We start from the raw sequence: 20,231 nt of genomic DNA on the forward strand, positions 1-20,231 counted from the left end.
CTTCACCACGTCCGCCGGCCGACGTCTCGCAGGCTGGCGTATGCCACCGGGCGACGGCACAGGGGCGGGCTAGGGTGGCGATCGTGCCCACCGTCCTGTTCGTGCGCCACGGGCGCTCCACCTCCAACACCGCCGGCACCCTCGCCGGATGGATGCCCGGGGTCTTCCTCGACGAGACGGGGGAGGCCCAGGCCGCCTCCGTCGGCCAGCGGCTCGCCGCAGCAGTGCTGCCCGTCGTCGAGATCGTCAGCTCACCGCTCGACCGGTGCGTGCAGACCGCCGACCTGCTGGCCGCTCCGCTCCCGGGTCACGTGGCCCGCAGCGTCCACGAGGGCCTGGGGGAGTGCCGCTACGGCGCGTGGACCGGGCGACCCATCGCGGAGCTCGCCAAGGAGGAGCTCTGGAAGGTCGTGCAGGACCGACCCAGCGAGGCGCGCTTCCCCGACTCGGCGGCATACCCCGCCGAGTCCATGGTGGAGATGCAGGACCGGGCGCTGCGGGCGGTCCGGGAGATCGATGCGCGCATTCTCGAGACGCACGGCAAGCACGCGGTCTGGGTCGCGGTGTCGCACGGTGACGTCATCAAGTCGATCCTGTCGCACGCCACCGGCGCCCACCTCGACGACTTCCAGCGGATCAACGTCGACCCGGCCTCGGTGAGCGTCGTGCGCTACACGAGCCGCAAGCCGTTCGTGCTGCGGCTCAACGACGTCGGGGGAGACCTCACGGGGCTCCGACCGCCCGACAAGCCTGCCGCCGAGGAGGGCGACGCCGTCGTGGGCGGGGGCGCCGGGACACCCGGAAGTGTCGGATAGGGTCGAGCGCATGACGGTCCAGGACTTCGATCCCGCTGACCGGTTCGTCGCCGGGACGGTCGGCCCGGCCGGCCAGCGGGCCTTCTACCTCCAGGCGAGCGCCGGCTCCCTCGTCGTCACCGTGGGCGTCGAGAAGCAGCAGGTCTCGATCCTCGCCGACCGCGTCAACGACGTGCTCGACCAGCTCGCGCCCGCCGCCGCGGTCGAGCCGGGAGAGCCCGGTGGGGCGCCGGAGGACACCGACCCGCTCCAGACGCCCTTCGACGAGGACTGGCACGTGCAGACCCTCTCCCTCGCCTGGGACGAGGAGGCGCAGAAGGTCGTCATCGAGTGCCACGACCACGATCCCGACGAGGTCGACGAGGACGCGGACGACGAGGTGGGCCCGCTCGGTCGCAACTCGATCCGGATCGCCCTGACGCCGGCCGAGGCCCGCGCCTTCGCACGGCGCAGCAACGCGCTCGTCGCTGCCGGCCGCCCGCCGTGCCCCTTCTGCGGCAGCCCGCTCGATCCCACGGGCCACATCTGCCCGCGGGCCAATGGCTACAAGCGCTGACGGCACCACGCCGTCGGTCGACCTGACCGGCGAGCTCGAGGTCCTCGGGCGCATCACCGAGTCCTCGAACCTCGCCGTCGTCGCGCGCATCGCGAGCGTCCCCGGCGGTCACGTCATCTACAAGCCGGTCCGGGGCGAGAGACCGCTCTGGGACTTCCCCGACGGCACGCTGGCCGGTCGGGAGGTGGCGGCGCACGTGGTCTCGGAGCTCGGCGGCTGGCACGTCGTGCCTCCGACCGTGCTGCGCGACGGCCCGCTCGGTCCCGGGTCGGTGCAGCTGTGGATCGGTGACCCGTTGGACCCCGTCGACGACGACGTCGTCGTGGACCTCGTGCCCGAGGGGCGCACGCCCGACGGCTGGCACGCGGTCTTCGACGGCGAGACACCGGGCGGCTCGGCCGTGACCGTCGTGCACTCCGGCGCCGACGACGTGCGGTCCCTCGCCGTGCTCGACGCCGCCCTCAACAACTCCGACCGGAAGGGGTCGCACTGCCTGCGGGACCGTGAGGGGCGCCTTTGGGCCATCGACCACGGCGTGACGTTCTCGCCGACACCGAAGCTGCGCACGGTGCTGTGGGGCTGGGCCGGGGAGCCGATCGTCGAGGACGACCTCGTGCGCCTCGAGCGCCTGCGAGACGCGCTCGCCGAGGAGGAGCCGCGGCAGCGGCTCCTCGCGCTGCTGCCGGAGGACGACGTGGACGCCCTGGCCCAGCGAGTGCGGCGGCTCATCGACCGCCGCGTGCACCCCTTCCCCAGTCACGACTGGCCGTCGGTCCCGTGGCCGCCGCTGTGAGGTGCGCGCGTCGCCGGGCGCATCCTCGACGGCGCTGCGTCCGACCGGTCCCGACGGGTCATGCGCGCCGGGATAGAGTCTGCGCGTGAGAAGTTGGCCGATGCCGTTCATCCCCAAGGTTCCCGGCAGTGCACCCGAGGTGCGAGTCCGCGACACGGCATCCGGAGAGCTCGTGCCCGCGGCCCGCGGTGACCTCGTCACCCTCTACGTCTGCGGCATCACGCCCTACGACGCCACGCACATGGGCCACGCGGCGACGTACGTCACCTTCGACCTTCTCGGCCGCGCCCTGCGCGACAGCGGGCACGCGGTGCGCTACGTCCAGAACATCACCGACATCGACGACCCGCTGCTCGAGCGGGCCGAGCGCGACGGCGTCGACTGGCGAGACCTCGCGACCCGGGAGATCGCGCTCTTCCGCGAGGACATGACCGCCCTGGCCGTCATCCCGCCCGACGAGTATCTCGGCGCGGTCGAGAGCATCCCCACCTTCGTCGGCCCCATCGAGAAGCTCGTCGCCGACGGCTGGGCGTATGCCGTGCCGGCGCCGGACGCGTCACGCGACGGTGCGCAGGACCACTACTTCGACGTCGCCCGGGACCCGCGCTTCGGCTCGGTCAGCCATCTCGACGAGGCCGGCATGATGGAGGTCTTCGCCGAGCGCGGGGGAGACCCGGACCGCGAGGGCAAGCGCAACCGTCTCGACGCCCTGCTGTGGCGCGCGCACCGCCAGGGCGAGCCCGAGTGGGACGGCGGCAGCCTCGGCTCCGGTCGTCCCGGATGGCACATCGAGTGTGCCTGCATCGCCCTCGACCACCTCGGCATCCCCGTCGACGTCCAGGGCGGGGGCACCGACCTCGTCTTCCCGCACCACGAGATGAGCTCGGCTCATGGTCGTGCCCTCAGCGGTTCGGAGTCGTTCGCCGGGGCCTTCGTGCACCAGGGGATGGTCGGCCTCGACGGCGAGAAGATGAGCAAGAGCAAGGGCAACCTCGTCCTCGTCTCACAGCTGCGCCGCGACGGGGTCGACCCGATGGCGATCCGCCTGGCCCTGCTCGCCCGCCACCACGCGCACGACTGGATGTGGACCGACGACCAGCTCGCCGAGGCCCAGCAACGGCTCGCCACGTGGCGAGCGGCGCTCTCCGGCAACGGCGGACCCGTCGCCGACCAGACGGTCGACGACATCCGGGCGGCCCTCGCCGACGACCTCGACAGCCCGCGCGCCCTCGAGGCCGTCGACCGCTGGGCCAGCCAGTCGCTGACCCGCGGTGGCGACGACCCGGGTGCCCCCGGTGTGCTCGGCCGCGCGCTCGACTCCCTCCTCGGCATCCGGATCTAGCCGGGCCAGCCCGGGCCAGCCCGGGGCCGGAGTGGGGCGCGGCGTACTCCTGACGAAACGCAGCGTTCGGCCGCGAACTCGCTGTCCTGCCAGCGCTTTCGAGACCGAACGCCGCGTCCGGTGGAGAGGGGCAACCAACGTCGGTCAGTGGCCGGTCAGCGGCCCGTCTGGTCGTCGTCGCGCCCGCGGAGGTAGCGCTCGAACTCGCGCGCGATCGCGTCACCGCTCGCCTCGGGCAGCTCGGCGGTGTCCTGCGCCTCCTCGAGGGACTGGACGTACTCGGCGACCTCCTCGTCGGACTGCGCGAGCTCGTCGACACCGCGCTCCCACGCCCGGGCGTTCTCCTCGAGCTCGCCGTGCGGCACGGTGATGCCGAGGAGCGACTCGATGCGACGCAGGAGGCTGAGGCACGCCTTGGGCGACGGGGCGCCACCGGCGTAGTGCGGCACCGCGGCCCACGCGGAGACCGTGGGGATCCCGGCGTCGGAGGCAGCGTGGGTCAGCACGCCGACGATGCCGGTGGGGCCCTCGTAGCGTGAGGCCTCGACGTCGAAGCGGTGGATCGCCGCCTCGTCCTCGGCCGTGGCCGTGACCGGGATCGGGCGGGTGTGCGGCACGTCGGCGAGCAGCGCGCCGACCGTGACGATCGTCGTGACGCCGAGCTGGTCGGCGAGCTCGAGCAGCTCGATCGAGAACGCGCGCCACCGCATCGACGGCTCGATGCCCTGCACGAGCACGACATCGCGGTCGAAGCCGGTCTCGGTCGCGACGAGGATCCGCGTCGTGGGCCAGGCCAGCATGCGCCGACCCTCCTCGAGCGACACGCGGGGGCGGTTGACCTGGAAGTCGTAGTAGTCCTCGGGGTCGAAGGCCGCGACGACCTCCGCGTCCCAGACCTCCGCGAGGTGGCGGACCGCGCTCGTGGCGGCCTCGCCGGCGTCGTTCCAGCCCTCGAAGGCCGCGATGAGCACCGGATCGGTCAGCTCCGGCACGTCCTCGAACTCCAGCACCATGTCTCCTTCACCGTGGGCGCGCTCGCGTCCACACCTCCAGCCTAGGACCTGCCGCCGCCGATGCGCCGGAGTCCCATCGGCGGGCGCGCCCCCACGGGTGCGGCTGGACGGGGGTATGCCGTGTGGGGCCGATCGGTGACCGCAGTGCGGGCGCCGACGCGCCGAACACAGCAGGTCCGTAGAATCGGGCCGGTCCCGTCACTCGGCACGAAACCCGTGCCGCCGAGAGGAGCCACGTTGTCCCAGTCGCAGCAGCGACCCGACGCCACCGAGAGCCTGACCGCCACCCTCGGTCAGCGCATCATGATCCTCGACGGCGCCATGGGCACGGCCATCCAGCGCGACCGGCCCGACGAGGCCGGCTACCGCGGGGAGCGTTTCGCCGACTGGCCGAGCGACGTCCAGGGCAACAACGACCTCCTGACGCTCACGGCGCCCGAGATCATCGCCGGCATCCACCGCGAGTACCTCGAGGCCGGCGCCGACATCATCGAGACGAACACCTTCAACGCCAACGCGATCTCGCTGTCCGACTACGGCATGGAGGAGCTCGCGTACGAGCTGAACTTCGAGGCCGCCGCCCTGGCCCGCCGCGAGGCCGACGCGATGACGGAACGCGAGCCCGACCGGCCGCGCTACGTCGCGGGGGCGCTCGGGCCGACGACGCGTACGGCCTCGATCTCACCGGACGTCAACGACCCCGGCGCGCGCAACGTCTCCTACGACCAGCTCGTCGCTGCCTACCTCGAGGCGGCCCGCGGGCTCGTCGACGGTGGTAGCGACCTCATCTTCATCGAGACGATCTTCGACACCCTCAACGCCAAGGCCGCGATCTTCGCCGTCGAGACGCTCTTCGAGGAGCAGGGCCGCCGGTGGCCGGTCGTCGTCTCCGGCACCATCACCGATGCGTCCGGGCGCACCCTGTCCGGTCAGGTGACCGAAGCGTTCTGGGACTCGATCCGGCACGTGTCACCGCTCGCCGTCGGGCTCAACTGCGCCCTCGGTGCCAAGGAGATGCGCCCCTACATCGCCGAGATGGCCCGTCTGGCCGACTCGTTCGTCTCCTGCTACCCGAACGCCGGTCTGCCCAACGCCTTCGGCGAGTACGACGAGGCGCCCGACGAGACCGCCGGCATCGTCGGCGAGTTCGCCGAGGCGGGTCTCGTCAACCTCGTCGGCGGCTGCTGCGGGACGACCCCCGACCACATCGCGGCCATCGCGCGAGCCGTCGACGGCAAGCCCGTCCGCGAGCTGGCGACGATCGCTCCCGCGATGCGGCTGTCGGGGCTCGAGCCGTTCACCATCACCGATGACAGCCTCTTCGTCAACGTCGGCGAGCGCACCAACATCACCGGCTCGGCCCGCTTCCGCACGCTCATCAAGGACGGCGACTACGACACCGCCCTGTCGGTGGCCGCGCAGCAGGTCGAGAACGGCGCCCAGGTCATCGACGTCAACATGGACGAGGGGATGATCGACGGGGTCGCGGCGATGGACCGCTTCCTCAAGCTCGTCGCGAGCGAGCCCGACATCAGCCGCGTGCCCGTCATGGTCGACTCCTCGAAGTGGGAGGTCATCGAGGCCGGGCTCAAGTGCGTGCAGGGCAAGGCGATCGTCAACTCGATCTCCCTCAAGGAGGGCGAGGAGCCCTTCCTCCGGCAGGCCCGGCTCGTGCGCAAGTACGGTGCCGCCGCGGTCGTCATGGCCTTCGACGAGGACGGCCAGGCCGACTCGCTCGAGCGCCGCAAGCAGATCTGCTCGCGCGCCTACCGCCTGCTCACCGAGGAGGTCGGCTTCCCGGCCGAGGACATCATCTTCGACCCCAACGTCTTCGCCGTCGCGACCGGCATCGAGGAGCACGCCTCCTACGGTCTCGACTTCATCGAGGCGACGCGCTGGATCAAGGAGAACCTCCCCGGGGCCAAGGTGTCCGGCGGCATCTCCAACGTGTCGTTCAGCTTCCGCGGCAACAACCCCGTGCGCGAGGCCATCCACGCCGTCTTCCTCTACCACGCGATCGCCGCGGGCCTCGACATGGGTATCGTCAACGCCGGCGCCCTGGCGGTCTACGACGAGGTCGACGCCGAGCTGCGTGACCGCATCGAGGACGTCGTGCTCAACCGACGCCCCGACGCCGCGGAGCGGTTGCTCGAGATCGCCGAGGAGTACAACAAGGTCGGTCAGGCGGCGGAGGTCAGCGAGGAGGAGTGGCGCGCCCTGCCGCTGGGCGAGCGCATCACGCACGCGCTCGTCAAGGGCATCGACGCGCACGTCGAGGCCGACACCGAGCTGCTCCGCGCCGAGATCGCCGAGCGCGGCGGCCGACCCATCGAGGTCATCGAGGGTCCCCTCATGGACGGCATGAACGTCGTCGGAGACCTCTTCGGGGCGGGCAAGATGTTCCTCCCGCAGGTCGTCAAGAGCGCACGCGTCATGAAGAAGGCCGTGGCCTACCTCATCCCGTTCATCGAGCAGGAGAAGATCGACGACCCCTCGCTGGCGACGCAGAAGGACACCAACGGCACGATCGTCATGGCCACGGTCAAGGGGGACGTCCACGACATCGGCAAGAACATCGTCGGCGTCGTGCTCCAGTGCAACAACTACGAGGTCATCGACCTCGGTGTCATGGTCCCGGCGCAGAAGATCCTCGACGCGGCCCGCGAGCACGACGCCGACATCATCGGGCTCTCGGGACTCATCACGCCCTCGCTCGACGAGATGGTCGGCTTCGCCGCCGAGATGCAGCGTCAGGGTCTGACCATCCCGCTCCTCATCGGTGGCGCGACGACCTCGCGCGCCCACACGGCGGTCAAGGTCGACCAGAAGTACGACGGTCCGGTCGTCTGGGTCAAGGACGCCTCGCGTTCCGTGCCGACCGCCGCGGCCCTGCTCAGCGACGAGCTGCGGCCCACCCTCATGGCCAAGGTCAAGGAGGACTACGACTCCCTGCGCGCACGTCACGCGGGCAAGGCGGACCGACCGCTGCTCGCGCTCGAGGACGCCCGGGCGCGCCGCACGCCGGTCGACTGGTCCGGCTACCGGCCGCCTCACCCGCACCTGCTGCTCCAGCAGGACCACGACGTCTCCTCGATCACCCGCTCGCACCGGATCTCGCAGCACGTCAAGGTGTTCCGCAGCTACCCTCTCGGAGAGCTGCGCCGCTACATCGACTGGCAACCGTTCTTCAACGCGTGGGAGATGAAGGGCAGCTTCCCCGACATCCTCAACAACCCGGCCAGCGGCCAGGCCGCGCGCAAGCTCTACGACGACGCGCAGGCCATGCTCGACCAGGTCGTCGAGGAGCGGTGGCTGACCGCCAACGGTGTCATCGGCTTCTTCCCGGCCAACTCCGTGGGCGACGACGTCGAGGTCTACCTCGACGACGCCCGCACCGAGCGTCTCGCCGTGCTGCACCACCTGCGCCAGCAGGGCGACCACCGCGCGGGGGTGCCCAACCGCTCGCTCGCCGACTACGTCGCGCCGAAGGGGACGCAGGACTGGATCGGTGGCTTCGCGGTCACGGCCGGTCTCGGCGGCGCCGAGCGGGTGGCGGAGTTCCGGGCCGACCTCGACGACTACAACGCGATCCTGCTCGAGTCCCTCGCCGACCGGCTCGCCGAGGCCTTCGCCGAGCGCATGCACGAGCGGGTCCGCAGGGAGTTCTGGGGCTACGCGCCCGACGAGCACCTCGACAACGTCGCGCTCATCAAGGAGCAGTACGCCGGCATCCGCCCGGCCCCGGGCTACCCCGCGTGCCCCGAGCACACCGAGAAGGAGACGCTCTGGCGCCTGCTCGACGTGGAGTCGAACACCGGCATGACGCTGACGGAGAGCATGGCGATGGCACCCGGTGCGTCAGTGTCGGGCTGGTACTTCTCGCACCCGCAGTCGCAGTACTTCGTCGTCGGCCGGCTCGGCCGCGACCAGGTGCAGGACTACGCCGACCGCAAGGGCTGGACGCTGGCCGAGGCCGAGCGCTGGCTGTCCGCGAACCTCGCCTACGACCCGGAGGACTGACCCGGTGACCCTCTCGCACACGGCCGACCCCGACCGCACGGTGCCGGCCCTGCCGGCCGCTGTCCTGTGGGACATGGACGGCACCCTCGTCGACACCGAGCCCTACTGGATCCAGGCCGAGCACGAGCTCGTCGCGGCTCACGGAGGCGTCTGGAACGACGAGTTCGCCCACCAGCTCGTCGGCAACGCGCTCGAGGTCTCGGCGCAGCTCATCATCGACCAGTCGGGGATCTCGCTGACGGTGCCCGAGATCATCGACGCCCTGCTCGAGCGGGTCATCGCCCAGGTCGAGCGCCGCGTCCCGTGGCGTCCCGGTGCGCGCGAGCTGCTGCTCGAGCTCGGTGAGCTCGGGGTGCCGTCCCTGCTCGTGACGATGTCGTGGCGCTCGCTCGCCGACACGGTCGTGCGGCGTCTGCCGGAGGGGGCCTTCGAGCACCTCGTGACCGGTGACGAGGTGAGCCACGGCAAGCCGCACCCGGAGCCCTACCTCGCGGCGGCGCGGCTCGTCGGTGCCGACCCGGCGGACTGCATCGCCATCGAGGACTCGCCGGCCGGGGTGCGGTCCGCGACCGCCGCCGGGGTACCGACGATCGCCATCCCGCACGTCGTGCCCGTGCCCGCGATCGACGGTGCGGTGCACCTCGACACGCTCGCCGGGGTCGATGCGGCCGACCTCACGACGATCGTTTCGCGCCTGCGCTCGCCTCGCTGAGGCGCGCCAGCGTCAGCAGCTGACGCCGCATCATCACGAGGTCGCCCCAGGCGAGCGCGGCGGACCGCGCCCGCGTGGTGGCCGACTCGGCGCGGGGGAGTGCGATGTCGCCGCGGAGGGTCGTCCGGGCCTGCGGCCGGCCCGGGAGCGGGACGGTCTGGTAGACGAGCGGCAGCCGTCCGAACAGGCGTATGCCGGTCGGCGCGGTGATCTCGAGGGCCACGAGCTCGGGGTCAGTGCGCACGGTCGCGCGGGCCTCGCTCACCGACGCCCCTTGCGCCGTGGGCCACCTCCGCGTGCCGCGCCCTTGCGCCCCGTCTGCTGACCCCGTCGGGACCCGGCACCATGGGATCGACCTCCCGAGGTCTTGGCGCCCGTGGAGGACGAGGCGGCTCTCGCCCTGGGATCCTTCTCGCGCGGCGCGTCCGGACCGGCCGACGAGGGCACGTCTGACGACCCGCCGCGCGTGCTGCGTTCGGTGCGGCCACGCACGATGCCGATGAAGTCCTCGATGCGCGGGTCGTCGTCATCGACCCGCCACGCGAGGCCGACCCGTGACGCCGGGACACCGGTCACCGGCCGGTGGACGACGTCCTTGCGGTGGTGCAGGCGGGCGACCGACATCGGTACCACGACGATGCCGGAGCCGGTGGCCACCACGGACACCGCCTGCTTCGTCGTCATCGGTGGCATGGCCTCGGCCCGGTCGCGAGACTCCGGCGTCGCGACCGCCACCCACTCTGGCACGAGCGCCGGGTCCTGCATGAGGACCTCCTCGCCGAGGTCGGCGACGTCGACCTCGTCGAAGGCCGCGAAGAGGTGATCCTTGGCCACGACGACGACCGGGACCTCCTCGTAGAGGGGGATGACGTGAAGACCGTCGCGGTCGACCGGCAGTCTCAGGAGCACCATCGACGACACGCCACCGCGCAGGTGGGCGAGGGCATCGGCATCCTCGACGGGCACCACCTCGAGAGGCGAGTCCGGCAGGCGCTGGCCCCACACGCGCAGCCACTTGTCCGGCGTCACGCCGGGCACGAACTCGACGCGGAACGGATCCGTCATGGTGGGCCTTCGCGGTCGGGGCTGGTCGCTCCCGAGGCTAGTCCACGGCGCCCGGTGGCCCGACAGGCGCAGGGACGCCCTGCCACATCCGTGGCGGGGCACAGGAGTTGGGGCGGGTCGGCCGACGGGCGGGCAGGCGAGGTCGGGCGACGCCCTAGGCTGGACCCATGCCCACGCCGAAGCCGCAGACCATGAAGCCCCAGACGGCCGCGAAGAAGCTCGGCGTCCTCCTGTCCGAGACCCCCGCCGAGTTCCGCGAGGGCGTGGTCAGCCGCACCGAGCTCAACGCGCTGCAGGCCGAGCCGCCGGAGTGGCTCGCGACGCTGCGCCGCAACGGACCCCACACCCGCCAGGAGACGGCCCGTCGCCTCGGCATCTCCAACTCCGGCCTCGCCCGCGGAGGAGTCGGAGAGCACCTGACGACCGACGAGATCAAGGCCGTGCTCGACGAGATGCCGGCCTGGCTCGTGGCCGAACGCGAGATCTTCGCGCAGGTCCGCGCCGAGGACGCGCGGCTCAAGGCACGCGACACCGGACGTCCCTGATCCCATGGGCGAGACGGTCCGGACCTTCCGCACCACCCTCGAGGCCACGGGCGGCAACAACGTGGGCATCGTGGTCCCTGACGACGTCGTGGCGGCCTTCGCTCGCGGCAAGCGGGTGCCGGTCTGCGTGACCGTCGACGGCGCCTACACCTACCGGACCTCGATCGCCTCCATGGGCGGTCGTTTCCTCGTGTCCTTCAACGCCGAGACGCGGGCCGCGACCGGACGTGGCGCCGGCGACGAGGTCGAGGTCCGGCTCGCGGTCGACGACGCACCGCGCGAGGTCGACGTGCCCCCGGCGCTTCGTGCGGTCCTCGACGCCGACCCTGCTCTCACGGCCGCCTGGACGGCCCTGTCCGCCAGCAAGCAGAAGGCGCATGCGCTCGCCGTGTCCTCGGCCAGGACGGACGAGACCCGTCAGCGCCGACTGTCCCTGGTGGTCGAGTCCCTCCGGGACGGTGCCGGCCGACCCTAGGCCAGCTCGTCGCGACGACGCCTGAGGTAGGCCGACTCGGCCGTGTTGCCCGCCAGCTCGATGGCCCGCGCGTACGCCTTCCGCGCCTCCTCGTCGCGACCTGATCGGCGCAGCAGGTCGGCCCGGACCGCGTGGTACGCGTGATAGCCCGTCAACGGATCCCCGAGAGGTTCGACGACCGCCAGCGCCACCTCCGGGCCGTCCAGCTCGGCGAGCGCGACGGCACGGTTGAGAGCGACGACGGGCGAGGGCTCCAGGCGGTACAGCTGGTCATACAGGGCGACGACCTGTGACCAGTCGGTGTCGTCCATGGTGCGGGCAGCGGTGTGCACGGCGTTGATGGCGGCCATGACCTGGTAGCGACCCGGGGCGGTGCCCGTCTCGAGCCGCTCACGCACCAGGCGGTGGCCCTCGGCGACCAGAGACCGGTCCCAGAGGCTGCGGTCCTGCTCGTCGAGGGGGACCAGCTCGCCGCCCGGTGAGACCCGGGCACTCCGGCGGGCGTCGGTGAGCAGCATCAGGGCGAGGAGGCCGGCCACCTCGCCGTCGTCCGGCAGGAGGTCGCGAAGCATCCGGGCGAGCCGGATCGCCTCGCCGGTGAGGTCCTGACGGATCGGATCGGTGTCCGCACCGGAGCTGAGGTAGCCCTCGTTGAAGACGAGGAAGAGCACGGCGAGCACTCCTGAGACCCGAGCCGGCAGGTCCTCCGCAGTCGGCACGCGGTAGGGGATGCGCGCGGCCGCGATCTTGGTCTTGGCGCGGGTGAGGCGCCGAGCCATCGCGGACTCCTGCACGAAGAAGGCCCTCGAGATCTCGGACACGGTCAGGCCACCGACCATCCGCAGCGTCAGGGCGACCCGCGCCTCCATCGCGAGTGCGGGGTGGCAGCACGTGAAGACGAGTCGGAGCCGGTCGTCGTCGAGGACACCGAGCGGCTCGGCCTCGTGGTCCCCGTGCACCATGGCTGCCTCCTGATGCTTGTGGTCGCGCTTGCTCTCGCGCCGCAACCGGTCGATCGCCTTGCGGTTGGCGGTCGTCGTCAGCCACGCGCCGGGGTTCGGGGGTATGCCCTCGGCGGGCCACCGCTCGACGGCGGTCGCGAACGCCTCGGCAGCGGCGTCCTCGGCGAGGCCGAGATCACCGAACCTCCGGGTCAGGGAGGCGACGACCCGGGCCCACTCGTCGTGGTGGGCCCGGGAGAGCTCGTCGCGGACGTCGGGTGGGCTCACAGGAACGGACGCACCTCGATCTTGCGGTTGCACGCCCTGGACCCCTCGGCGGCGAGCCTGAGCACCACGTCGAGGTCGGGTGCCTCGAGGATCCAGAAGCCGGCGAGGTACTCCTTCGACTCGACGAAGGGGCCGTCGGTGAAGACTGCCTCGCTCCCTCGGTTGTCGACGACCGTCGCGGGGTCCGGGGAGCCGAGGCCCCCGGCGAAGACCCAGTAGCCCTCGGACCGGAGGCGGTCGTTGAAGGCGTCCACTGCGGCCTCCTCGGTGGCGGTCTCGGGGCCGGTGCCGTCGTCGATCACGGATACGAGGTACTGCATGTCGGGTCATCTCCTGTGCCTCGGGCTGCCCCTCGCGGGCTGGCTCTCACCTCTGCTACGAACACCGCGGTCCCGATCGGACAGTGCGGGCGGGACTGATTCTGCTGGGTGGTCTGACCCGGTGCCGATCTCAGCGATGCTGGGCCGTCCAGGCCCCCGCGCTCGCCGCCTCGGCGATGAGGTCGGCGACCTCGGCGTGGTTCTCGCGCACGAGGCCGGTCGTCACGCGGATGTGCCCCTCGGGACCGGCGACGTGTTCGACCGAGAACGGTGACCCCGGCGTCACCCCGATGCCCTGGCTCGCGAGACGGAGCACTGCTGCGGCCTCGTCGCGCACGGGCACCCAGATGTTGAGCCCGTCGGTGCCGGGTACCTCGATGCCGTGCTCCGCGAGTCGACCGACGACGAGCTCCCGGCGGCGGGCGTACTCCGCGCCGGCCGACGCGATCCCACGGGCGCAGCCTTCGTCGCGCAGCAGGCCGGCGAGCACCCGCTGGAGCAGTCGGCTCGTCCAGCCCTGCCCGATGGCCCGTGCGTGCCGCACCGGCGCGAGCAGCGCATCCGGACCGCTCATGGCGGCGATCCGCAGGTCCGGTCCGTGCGACTTGCTGAAGCTGCGGATGTGCAGCACCTGGTCGGGGACCCAACGGCCGAGGCTGGTCGCGGCCGACGTCGAGATCGGGCCGCTCGAGTCGTCCTCGATGACGATGCAGTCGCGTCCCTCGAGCAGCGCAGCGAGTCGTCGGGCCCGGGTGGGTGACATGGACACCCCGGTCGGGTTCTGTCCTCGAGGCTGGATGACGACCGCTGCGGGTCGGCGCGGCAACAGGGCCTCCACGGCGTCCAGGTCGAGGCCCGTCTCGTCGAGCGGCACCCCGACGACCGCGACGCCCCGGTCCTCGAGCAGGTCGAGCAGGGGAGGGAACCCGGGGTTCTCGACGAGCACGAGGTCGCCCGGGCGCAGCAGCGCCCGGGTGACGAGGTCGAGCGCGTCCATCGCGCCGTCGACGACGAGGAGGTCGTCGGCGGCATACGGCCAGTCGCGGGTCAGCACGTCCCGGAGCTCGTCGAGCACGGGGTCGTCGAGGTAGCTGCTCGGCGTCGTCGGGTCGGTCAGGGCGGACAGCACCGGCACGAGCGGGGGCAGCAGGGCGCTGTCGGGGATGCCGGTCGACAGGTCGAGGCTCACCGGGGACTCGTGCCGCAGCGCCCGGGCGTAGCGCTCGCCGCCCCGGGCCGTCGGCGCCACGGTCGTTCCCCGGCGACCGTCCGAGCGGATGGTCCCCGACCGGGCGAGCAGCTGCCAGGCCGCGCTCACGGTGGTCGGCGACATCATCAGCTCCTCCGCGACCCGTCGGATCGGTGGCAGCTGGTCCCCGGGCACGAGGGTGGCGTCCCGGATCGCCCGGGAGACGGCCTGGGCCAGGCCCTTGGCGGTCGGGGCGTCGAGGCGCTCCTCGATGGAGGAGATGACGGCGCGCATGTTCGTAACATAGCAATCGATGCTTTGTACGGGGTAGTGGTGGCACGTAACGTGAGATGCATGCAGACCCCCTCCGTGACGTCCATCGACCACTGGATCTCCGGCGCCCGCGTGCCCGGCACCTCCGGCCGCACCGCCCCCGTCCACGACCCCGCGACGGGGCGCCAGACCGGTGAGATCGCGCTGGCGTCGGCGGCCGAGGTCGACGCCGCGGTCAAGACCGCCGTGGCGGCCGGACGCGACTGGCGCACGAGCTCGCTGTCGCGCAGGGCCGCCGTGCTCTTCGCCTTCCGCGAGCTGCTGCACACGCGCACCGACGAGCTGGCCGCGGTCGTCACCGCCGAGCACGGCAAGGTGCTCTCCGACGCGGTCGGCGAGATCGCCCGCGGCCTCGAGAACGTCGAGTTCGCCACCGGTGTGCCCCAGCTGCTCAAGGGCGGGTTCTCCGAGCAGGCGGCGAGCGGCGTCGACGTCTACAGCATCCGCCAGCCGCTCGGTGTCGTGGCTGGCGTCACGCCCTTCAACTTCCCCGTCATGGTGCCGCTGTGGATGTGCGCCAACGCCATCGCGTGCGGCAACAGCTTCGTGCTCAAACCCAGCGAGAAGGACCCCTCGGCCGCGCTCTTCCTCGCCGAGCTCTGGAAGGAGGCCGGGCTGCCCGACGGCGTCTTCACCGTCGTGCACGGTGACAAGGAGGCCGTCGACGCACTCCTCGACCACGACGACATCGCGGCCGTCAGCTTCGTCGGCTCGACCCCCATCGCGAAGTACATCTACGAGCGCGGCACCGCCAACGGCAAGCGCGTCCAGGCCCTGGGCGGCGCGAAGAACCACGCGCTCGTGCTGCCCGACGCCGACATCGACATGGCCGCCGACGCCATCGTCTCGGCGGCGTACGGAGCCGCGGGCGAGCGGTGCATGGCACTGTCCGTCGCGGTCGCCGTCGGCGACGTGGGCGACGACCTCGTCTCGGCGATCTCGTCGCGCCTGCCCCGCCTCACGGTCGGGCCCGGGGCCGCCGAGGGCACCGACATGGGACCGCTCATCACGCGGGAGCACCGCGACAAGGTCGCCGACTACGTGGCGGCCGGCGCCGAGGCCGGCGCCACGGTCGTCGTCGACGGACGCGACCAGGACGTCCCGGAGGACGGCTTCTTCCTCGGCATGACGCTCCTCGACGACGTGACGCCGGACATGACCGTCTACCGCGACGAGATCTTCGGTCCGGTCCTGTCGGTGGTGCGTGTCGAGACCTACGACGAGGGGCTCGCCCTCATCAACCGCAATCCGTACGCCAACGGCACCGCGATCTTCACCCGTGACGGTGGGGCCGCGCGCCGCTTCCAGAACGAGGTCGAGGTCGGCATGGTCGGCATCAACGTGCCGATCCCCGTCCCGGTCGCGTACTACTCCTTCGGCGGCTGGAAGGACTCGCTCTTCGGCGACACCCACATGTACGGCCCGGAAGGCATCAACTTCTACACCCGCGGCAAGGTCGTGACGCAGCGGTGGCCCGACCCGGCCACCTCGACCGTCGACCTCGGCTTCCCGCGCACCCGCTGAGAGAGAAGGACCACCCATGACCGACCTCGACCAGCGCACCGTCATCGCCGACCAGCTCGACGCGATGACGGAGCAGCAGGTGCGCACCCTCGACCGCGACCACGTCTTCCACTCGTGGTCGGCCCAGGGCCTCATCGACCCGCTGCCCATCGCCCGAGCCCAGGGCTCCTACTTCTGGGACTACGACGGCGTGCGATACCTCGACTTCAGCAGCCAGCTCGTCAACGTCAACATCGGCTACAACCACCCGAAGGTCGTCGCTGCGATCCAGGAGCAGGCGGCCCGCCTCGCGACGATCGCGCCGTCCTTCGCCAACGACGCCCGCAGCGAGGCAGCCCGGCTGATCACCGAGGTCGCGCCCGATGGGCTGTCCGCGGTCTTCTTCACCAACGGCGGGGCCGAGGCCAACGAGAACGCGATCCGGATGGCCCGGCTGCACACCGGCCGGCACAAGGTGCTCGCGACGTACCGCAGCTACCACGGAGCCACCGGTGGCTCCATCACCCTGACCGGCGACCCGCGGCGCTGGCCCTCGGAGCCCGGCCTGTCGGGGATCGTCCACTTCTGGGGGCCCTACGCCTATCGTTCGGCCTTCCACTCCGAGAGCGAGGAGCAGGAGCGCGACCGGGCGTTGTCGCACCTGCGCGACACGATCATGGTCGAGGGCGGGCACACGATCGCCGCGATCATCCTCGAGACGGTCGTCGGCACCAACGGCATCCTCGTCCCGCCGGACGGCTACCTCCAGGGCGTCCGTGACCTCTGCGACGAGCACGGCATCATCCTCATCGCCGACGAGGTCATGGCCGGCTTCGGGCGGTGTGGCGAGTGGTTCGCCGTCGACCACTGGGGCATCCGGCCGGATCTCATCACCTTCGCCAAGGGGGTCAACTCCGGCTACGTCCCCCTCGGCGGCGTCGTCATCTCCGACGAGATCCGGGCCACCTTCGACCAGCGCGCCTTCCCGGGCGGCCTGACCTACTCGGGTCACCCGCTCGCGTGCGCCTCGGCCGTCGCCTCGATCAACGCCTTCCGGGAGGAGGGCATCATCGAGAACGCCCGGAGCCTCGGCACCGACGTCATCGGCCCACGGCTGCGCGAGATCGCGTCGAAGCACCCCAGCGTCGGGGACGTGCGGGGTCTCGGCGTCTTCTGGGCCGTGGAGCTCGTGCGCGACCGCGAGACGCGGGAGCCGCTCGTGCCCTACAACGCCGCGGGTGAGGCGGCCGCGCCGATGGTGGCCTTCGCCGCGGCGTGCAAGGAGCGCGGGCTCTGGCCGTTCACCCACTTCAACCGCACCCACGTCGTGCCCCCGTGCACGACGACCCCGGCCGAGGTCGAGGAGGGGCTGGCAGTGCTCGACGAGGCCCTCGCCGTCGCCGACGAGTTCACCGTCTGAACGCCCTGGCCTCCGGCCGGCGCCGAAGGCGTGCGTATGCCGCTGGGCGCGCCCGGCGGCACACGTGCTCGGGCGTCGAGCGGCGTCAGGCGTCGAGCTCGACGAGCCCCGTGACGGTGGGGTCGACGGCGCGCTGGGCGGCGTCCTCGGGCAACGGCGGAGGAGTGCCACCCCACGCCGGGCACAGCGCGCGGTGGTCGCACCAGTCGCACAGCCGGCTCGGGCTCGGGCGCCAGTCACCCGTCGACGCGGCGCGCTCGATGGCCTGCCAGAGCGCCTTGACCTTGCGCTCGGTGCCGAGCAGGTCCTGCTCGTCGGGCTCGTAGGCGACGATCTCGCCGTTGCCGAGGTAGACGAGCTGGAGTCGCTTGGGGATGACGCCGCGCTGGCGCCAGAGCACGAGCGCGTAGAACTTCATCTGGAACAGCGCCTTGGCCTCGAAGTGCTCCGAGGGCGACCGGCCCGTCTTGTAGTCGACGACGCGCATCGCACCGCCCGGGGCCACGTCGAGCCGGTCGACGTAGCCGCGCAGGACGAGCCCGTCGACCTCGGTCTCGACGTAGAGCTCGCGCTCGGCCGGCTCGAGCCGCGTCGGGTCCTCGAGACCGAACCACGTCTGGAGCAGGGTCGCAGCCCCCGCGAACCACTCGTCGGTGCGGCCGTCGTGCTCGGCGAGCAGGTCGAGCATCGCCGGCTCCTCCTCGGCGAGGCGCTCCCACTCCTGGGGGACGAGGCCCACCGCGGCGTCGATGGTGCGCTCGGTCGCGGGGAGGTCGAAGAGGCGCTCGAGGACGGCGTGGACGAGCGTGCCCCGGGCCGTCGCCTGCGTGGGCGCCGACGGGAGCTTGTCGATGACCCGGAAGCGATAGAGCATCGGGCACGACATGAAGTCGGAGGCCCGACTCGGGGACAGCGCTGCAACCATGGTGCGACTGTATGCCGCGGGGCCGACACCGCACGGTCGGCACCCACAGCCCACGCACGGGACCGGGACAGGGAGGCGGGCCGGGCAGGGCATAGGGTCGAGCCCATGAGCACTCCCGCCCGCCCGGACACCTCCCACGGGTGGCGGATCGGCAGCCTCGCCGGGATCCCGGTCTACCTCGGTCGGTCCTGGCCGGTCATCGCCGTGCTCATCGTCGTCGTCTTCGGGCCCAACCTGTCGAGGTCCGACCGCGGTGCGTCCTACGGCTACCTGCTCGCCGCGGCCTACGCCCTGCTGCTGCTCGTCTCGGTGCTCGTCCACGAGGCGGCCCACGCCTTCGCGGCCCGGTGGCGGGGACACCCGGTCAGCCGCATCGTCGCCGACGTCTGGGGCGGTCACACCGTCTACGACGCGACTCGCACCTCGCCGAGCACGACGGCCGTCGTCGCCGTCGTCGGGCCGCTGTCCAACCTCGCGCTCGCCGCGGTCGTCTGGGGCCTGCGGGCCCTGACGACGAACGAGACCGCGCTGACGCTGCTCGGCATCGTCGCCTTCGCCAACGTCCTCGTCGGCGTCTTCAACCTCCTCCCCGGCCTGCCGCTGGACGGGGGCCAGATCGTCAGTGCCCTCGTGTGGCGGGCCACGGGCAGCAAGGGACGCGGCCTCGTCACGGCGGGGTGGCTCGGACGCGTCGTCGCCGTGCTGACCGTCGCGTGGTTCGCCCTGCGTCCCCTCGCGGAGGGCCGCTCGCCCGAGATCTTCGACCTCGTCTGGCCGTTCGCCATCGCCTTCTTCCTCTGGCAGGGTGCGACGGGGGCCATCCGGGCAGGTCACATCCACGAGGCCACCGCCGGGCGCGCGACCGACGTGCTCGAGCCGTTGTCCCTCGTCGCGGGCACGGCGACCGTGGCCGAGGTCGAGCACGCGGTGGCCGCCGGGGCCTGGGTGGCTGCTGCGGACCCGACGGGGTGGCCCCTCGGTGTCGTCGACGCGGACTCTGCGGCCGGGGTGCCCGTCGACAGCCGGGCGCGCACCGCGATCGCCTCGGTCACGCTGGCCCAGCCGGCGTCGTGGGTCGTGGCGCTGCCGGGCGACGCCGTGCTCACCGACCTCATCCGGGTCATGAGCGAGCGCGAGCTGTCGCTCGCCGTCGTCGTCGACGAGGCCACCCGCGACATCCGTGGGCTGGCGAGCGCGGAGCGGATCAACGCGGTCGTCGGCGCCGAGCTGGCGCGGCGGGGTCGTCGCTGACCCGCGACCACGGCGCCTGCCGGTGCCGATGGCGTATGCCGGCGAGCGCGGCGCCCGCAGGGCGTCCCGTGACGCTCGTGCTCCCGCTGAGCGCCCCGGCGCCCGGTCGTCGCTGTCCACACCCCCTCGGCGGCTCGGTCGGTCGTCCACAGGGTCGCCGCCCTGGGCAGCGAGCCCGGCACGGGTGCGTCACGGTTGGCGCAGGGCCCGACAGGCGGGCCGGAGGGAGGCAGCATGAGGACGAGCCGGAGCGAGACGGTGACGGGCACTGCCGGGGGCGCGTCCCGGTCCGCCAGGAGCCCGCGCCGACGGGCGCAGGAGCCGGCCGCCGGCGAGACGACGCAGGGTGCCGCGTCGGTGCCGGGACGCAACGAGGTCGTCCTGAGCGGGCGGCTCGGCGCCGAGGCCGAGGAGCGCGAGCTGCCGAGCGGTGACCGCATCGCGACACTGCGCGTCGTCGTGCCTCGCGAGCCGCTGCCCGGGCGGCGCCGTCAGGCCGCGGACGAGCCCCGGCGGGCGACGGTCGACACCATCGACGTCGTGTGCTGGACCGCGGCGACCCGCCGGAGCGCGCTCCGTCTGCGCGAGGGTGACGTCGTCGAGGTGGAGGGCGCGCTCCGTCGGCGCTTCTTCGGCGGTCCCACGGGTCGCCAGAGCCGCTACGAGGTCGAGGCGGTGATGCTCCGCCGGGTGTCCGGAGGAGGTCGTGCCGGCACCTAGACTGT

19 protein-coding genes are annotated in these 20,231 nt (G+C 72.1%); 12 read left to right on the plus strand and 7 right to left on the minus strand.

From position 1 onward, the window contains the following. Window positions 1–83: 83 nt before the first annotated feature. From H283_RS0114220 to mshC, 4 genes are all read left to right on the plus strand, one after another. Window positions 84–815 (plus strand): MSMEG_4193 family putative phosphomutase, encoded by a 732-nt coding sequence (locus H283_RS0114220; protein WP_043649616.1) that lies wholly within the window; start codon window positions 84–86, stop codon window positions 813–815. Between the two features lie 10 nt (window positions 816–825). After that, on the plus strand, window positions 826–1,371 hold the full coding sequence (locus H283_RS0114225; protein WP_020144194.1) for a DUF3090 domain-containing protein: 546 nt from the start codon (window positions 826–828) through the stop codon (window positions 1,369–1,371). Next, entirely contained in the window at window positions 1,355–2,164 is an 810-nt protein-coding gene (locus tag H283_RS0114230; protein ID WP_020144195.1) for an SCO1664 family protein, read from the plus strand. The genes H283_RS0114225 and H283_RS0114230 overlap by 17 nt, the downstream gene beginning before the upstream one ends. An 85-nt stretch (window positions 2,165–2,249) precedes the next feature. Continuing rightward, window positions 2,250–3,506, plus strand: a complete 1,257-nt coding sequence (mshC, locus tag H283_RS0114235; RefSeq protein WP_028785596.1) for a cysteine--1-D-myo-inosityl 2-amino-2-deoxy-alpha-D-glucopyranoside ligase — start codon at window positions 2,250–2,252, stop codon at window positions 3,504–3,506. Between the two features lie 155 nt (window positions 3,507–3,661). Here the strand turns inward: mshC and H283_RS0114240 are convergent, their stop codons facing one another. Further along, window positions 3,662–4,516 (minus strand): PAC2 family protein, encoded by an 855-nt coding sequence (locus tag H283_RS0114240; RefSeq protein WP_043649619.1) that lies wholly within the window; start codon window positions 4,514–4,516, stop codon window positions 3,662–3,664. A gap of 306 nt (window positions 4,517–4,822) precedes the next feature. Between H283_RS0114240 and metH the strand changes: the two genes are divergently transcribed. Next, entirely contained in the window at window positions 4,823–8,539 is a 3,717-nt protein-coding gene (gene metH / locus H283_RS0114245) for a methionine synthase (protein ID WP_304412605.1), read from the plus strand. 4 nt (window positions 8,540–8,543) lie between these two features. Continuing rightward, window positions 8,544–9,251 (plus strand): HAD family phosphatase, encoded by a 708-nt coding sequence (locus H283_RS0114250; protein WP_020144199.1) that lies wholly within the window; start codon window positions 8,544–8,546, stop codon window positions 9,249–9,251. On the opposite strand, the gene H283_RS25225 is transcribed toward H283_RS0114250, so the two are convergent. Further along, window positions 9,214–9,516, minus strand: a complete 303-nt coding sequence (locus H283_RS25225; RefSeq protein WP_020144200.1) for a hypothetical protein — start codon at window positions 9,514–9,516, stop codon at window positions 9,214–9,216. The genes H283_RS0114250 and H283_RS25225 overlap by 38 nt on opposite strands. Then, complete coding sequence (locus H283_RS0114260; RefSeq protein WP_020144201.1) at window positions 9,513–10,316, minus strand: LysR substrate-binding domain-containing protein; 804 nt, start codon at window positions 10,314–10,316, stop codon at window positions 9,513–9,515. Before H283_RS0114260 ends, H283_RS25225 begins: the two co-directional genes overlap by 4 nt. Window positions 10,317–10,483: 167 nt before the next feature. Here H283_RS0114260 and H283_RS0114265 point away from each other — a divergent pair, with 167 nt between their 5' ends. Beyond that, window positions 10,484–10,861: a DUF5997 family protein gene (locus H283_RS0114265; RefSeq protein WP_020144202.1), complete on the plus strand. Its 378-nt coding sequence runs from the start codon at window positions 10,484–10,486 to the stop codon at window positions 10,859–10,861. A 4-nt stretch (window positions 10,862–10,865) separates the two neighbouring features. Further along, window positions 10,866–11,336, plus strand: a complete 471-nt coding sequence (locus tag H283_RS0114270; RefSeq protein WP_020144203.1) for a YdeI/OmpD-associated family protein — start codon at window positions 10,866–10,868, stop codon at window positions 11,334–11,336. Here H283_RS0114270 and H283_RS0114275 read toward each other — a convergent pair. The 3 genes from H283_RS0114275 to H283_RS0114285 form a co-directional block, all read right to left on the minus strand. Continuing rightward, window positions 11,333–12,565 (minus strand): RNA polymerase sigma factor, encoded by a 1,233-nt coding sequence (locus tag H283_RS0114275; RefSeq protein ID WP_020144204.1) that lies wholly within the window; start codon window positions 12,563–12,565, stop codon window positions 11,333–11,335. The two genes, H283_RS0114270 and H283_RS0114275, sit on opposite strands and share 4 nt — an antisense overlap. Beyond that, window positions 12,562–12,885, minus strand: a complete 324-nt coding sequence (locus H283_RS0114280) for a YciI family protein (RefSeq protein ID WP_020144205.1) — start codon at window positions 12,883–12,885, stop codon at window positions 12,562–12,564. The genes H283_RS0114275 and H283_RS0114280 overlap by 4 nt, the downstream gene beginning before the upstream one ends. A 130-nt stretch (window positions 12,886–13,015) precedes the next feature. Further along, a complete protein-coding gene (locus H283_RS0114285) occupies window positions 13,016–14,368 on the minus strand; it encodes a PLP-dependent aminotransferase family protein (RefSeq protein ID WP_020144206.1) in 1,353 nt (450 codons plus the stop codon). Window positions 14,369–14,428: 60 nt separating this feature from the next. On the opposite strand from H283_RS0114285, the gene H283_RS0114290 reads away from it, so the two are divergent. Together H283_RS0114290 and H283_RS0114295 are read left to right on the plus strand one after the other, a co-directional pair. Further along, entirely contained in the window at window positions 14,429–15,931 is a 1,503-nt protein-coding gene (locus tag H283_RS0114290; protein ID WP_020144207.1) for a CoA-acylating methylmalonate-semialdehyde dehydrogenase, read from the plus strand. A 16-nt stretch (window positions 15,932–15,947) separates the two neighbouring features. Further along, complete coding sequence (locus H283_RS0114295) at window positions 15,948–17,330, plus strand: aspartate aminotransferase family protein (RefSeq protein ID WP_020144208.1); 1,383 nt, start codon at window positions 15,948–15,950, stop codon at window positions 17,328–17,330. An 85-nt stretch (window positions 17,331–17,415) separates the two neighbouring features. Here the strand turns inward: H283_RS0114295 and H283_RS0114300 are convergent, their stop codons facing one another. After that, window positions 17,416–18,255 carry a PD-(D/E)XK nuclease family protein gene (locus H283_RS0114300; protein ID WP_043649466.1) on the minus strand — a complete coding sequence of 280 codons (840 nt, stop codon included), beginning with the start codon at window positions 18,253–18,255 and terminating at the stop codon, window positions 17,416–17,418. A gap of 105 nt (window positions 18,256–18,360) precedes the next feature. Here H283_RS0114300 and H283_RS0114305 point away from each other — a divergent pair, with 105 nt between their 5' ends. Next, entirely contained in the window at window positions 18,361–19,506 is a 1,146-nt protein-coding gene (locus H283_RS0114305) for a site-2 protease family protein (RefSeq protein WP_020144210.1), read from the plus strand. Window positions 19,507–19,740: 234 nt separating this feature from the next. Beyond that, window positions 19,741–20,226, plus strand: a complete 486-nt coding sequence (locus H283_RS25230; RefSeq protein WP_081633875.1) for a single-stranded DNA-binding protein — start codon at window positions 19,741–19,743, stop codon at window positions 20,224–20,226. Window positions 20,227–20,231: the final 5 nt, after the last annotated feature.

It is taken from the genome of Terracoccus sp. 273MFTsu3.1, assembly GCF_000383675.1.
GTDB lineage: Bacteria > Actinomycetota > Actinomycetes > Actinomycetales > Dermatophilaceae > Terrabacter.

What these genes read in the sequence shown, in the direction of transcription:
- H283_RS0114230 (WP_020144195.1), top strand. Translation starts at nt 1,355, where the DNA reads ATGGCTACAAGCGCTGACGGCACCACGCCGTCGGTCGACCTGACCGGC.
- H283_RS0114305 (WP_020144210.1), top strand. Translation starts at nt 18,361, where the DNA reads ATGAGCACTCCCGCCCGCCCGGACACCTCCCACGGGTGGCGGATCGGC.
- H283_RS0114290 (WP_020144207.1), top strand. Translation starts at nt 14,429, where the DNA reads ATGCAGACCCCCTCCGTGACGTCCATCGACCACTGGATCTCCGGCGCC.
- H283_RS0114280 (WP_020144205.1), bottom strand. Translation starts at nt 12,885, where the DNA reads ATGCAGTACCTCGTATCCGTGATCGACGACGGCACCGGCCCCGAGACC.
- H283_RS0114270 (WP_020144203.1), top strand. Translation starts at nt 10,866, where the DNA reads ATGGGCGAGACGGTCCGGACCTTCCGCACCACCCTCGAGGCCACGGGC.
- H283_RS0114295 (WP_020144208.1), top strand. Translation starts at nt 15,948, where the DNA reads ATGACCGACCTCGACCAGCGCACCGTCATCGCCGACCAGCTCGACGCG.
- H283_RS0114285 (WP_020144206.1), bottom strand. Translation starts at nt 14,368, where the DNA reads ATGCGCGCCGTCATCTCCTCCATCGAGGAGCGCCTCGACGCCCCGACC.
- H283_RS0114265 (WP_020144202.1), top strand. Translation starts at nt 10,484, where the DNA reads ATGCCCACGCCGAAGCCGCAGACCATGAAGCCCCAGACGGCCGCGAAG.
- metH (WP_304412605.1), top strand. Translation starts at nt 4,823, where the DNA reads ATGATCCTCGACGGCGCCATGGGCACGGCCATCCAGCGCGACCGGCCC.
- H283_RS25230 (WP_081633875.1), top strand. Translation starts at nt 19,741, where the DNA reads ATGAGGACGAGCCGGAGCGAGACGGTGACGGGCACTGCCGGGGGCGCG.
- H283_RS0114260 (WP_020144201.1), bottom strand. Translation starts at nt 10,316, where the DNA reads ATGACGGATCCGTTCCGCGTCGAGTTCGTGCCCGGCGTGACGCCGGAC.
- H283_RS0114225 (WP_020144194.1), top strand. Translation starts at nt 826, where the DNA reads ATGACGGTCCAGGACTTCGATCCCGCTGACCGGTTCGTCGCCGGGACG.
- H283_RS0114300 (WP_043649466.1), bottom strand. Translation starts at nt 18,255, where the DNA reads ATGGTTGCAGCGCTGTCCCCGAGTCGGGCCTCCGACTTCATGTCGTGC.